The sequence below is a fragment of the Mesorhizobium sp. M2A.F.Ca.ET.067.02.1.1 genome (genome assembly GCF_004023285.1).
Classification (GTDB): Bacteria; Pseudomonadota; Alphaproteobacteria; order Rhizobiales; family Rhizobiaceae; genus Mesorhizobium.
Genome location: NZ_RZSB01001176.1, coordinates 1 through 1,134, shown reverse-complemented (window position 1 = coordinate 1,134; position 1,134 = coordinate 1). Strand labels below are relative to the sequence as shown.

The 1,134-nt window shown below is 67.7% G+C and carries 1 protein-coding gene and 1 pseudogene; both read left to right on the top strand.

What is annotated here, in order from left to right; genetic code table 11:
* Positions 1-956, top strand: a 956-nt coding sequence (locus EOA28_RS36525; protein WP_189342400.1) for a YcjX family protein, incomplete at its 5' end; no start/stop codon positions are given.
* A pseudogene (locus EOA28_RS36520) lies at positions 953-1,134 on the top strand (TIGR01620 family protein); the annotation flags it as partial. The gene EOA28_RS36525 and the pseudogene EOA28_RS36520, both read left to right, overlap by 4 nt.

Genomic DNA, 1,134 nt, shown 5'->3' with positions numbered 1-1,134 from the left:
ACCTGTCTCAGGCCTGGCGCGAGCTGGCTTCCACCGTCAATCCCGATGCCGATGCCGACGAGATGACGGTGCGGCGCCTGGCCGAGAGCTTTGCCACCTATCTCAAGGCCTGCAAGCTCGACGAACGCGCCCTGTCGACGCTGCCGCCCGGCCGCTTCCTGATGCCGGGCGACCTCGAAGGCTCGCCGGCGCTCACCTTCGCGCCGTTGATGACACTGTCCCAGGGCCAGACGCGCTCCGGATCGCTGCAGGCGATGATGGAGCGCCGCTACGAGGCCTACAAGACGCATGTCGTCAAGCCGTTCTTTCGCGAGCACATCACCCGCCTGGACCGGCAGATCGTGCTGATCGACGCCATGCAGGCGCTCAATGCCGGCCAGGCCGCCATGGCCGATCTGGAACGCGCCGTCACCGAGATCCTGTCCTGCTTCCGGCCCGGACGCGGCAACTTCCTCACCGATTTCTTCTCGCGTCGCATCGATCGCATCCTGGTCGCCGCGACCAAGGCAGACCATCTGCACCACGAAAGCCACGACCGGCTGCAGGCGATCGTACGCCGGCTGACCGACCGCGCCGTGGCGCGGGCGAACTTCAGCGGCGCCGCCGTCGATGTCGTCGCCATGGCCGCGGTCCGCTCGACCCGCGAGGGCACGGTGAAGCAAGGCCGCGAGACGCTGCCGGTCATCATCGGCACGCCGCTGAAGGGCGAGACAATCAACGGCGAGACGTTCGACGGAAAGACCGAAACCGCCATATTCCCGGGCGATTTGCCGGAAAAGGTCAATGCGGTGTTCGACGTTTCCGGATCATCGCCCGACAACGCCGAGCCGGCGATCCGCTTCGTGCGTTTCCGCCCGCCGAAGCTCGAGCGTACCGCCGAAGGCGTCACGCTGTCCTTGCCGCATATCCGGCTCGATCGCGCGCTGCAGTTCCTGATCGGAGATCATCTGGCATGACCGCGCCCCGCAAACCGGCGGCCTTCCGCATCGAGCCCGAGACCGAGCCGAAGTCGCAAGTCACCCAGAGCCGCGTCGCCGCGGAGCAGCCGGCGCGCAGGCCGCGCGCCGCGCGGGCCGACGTGGCGGTCGTGATCCCCTCGGAGGTCGACGTTTTCGACGAGCCGGATATCGAGGC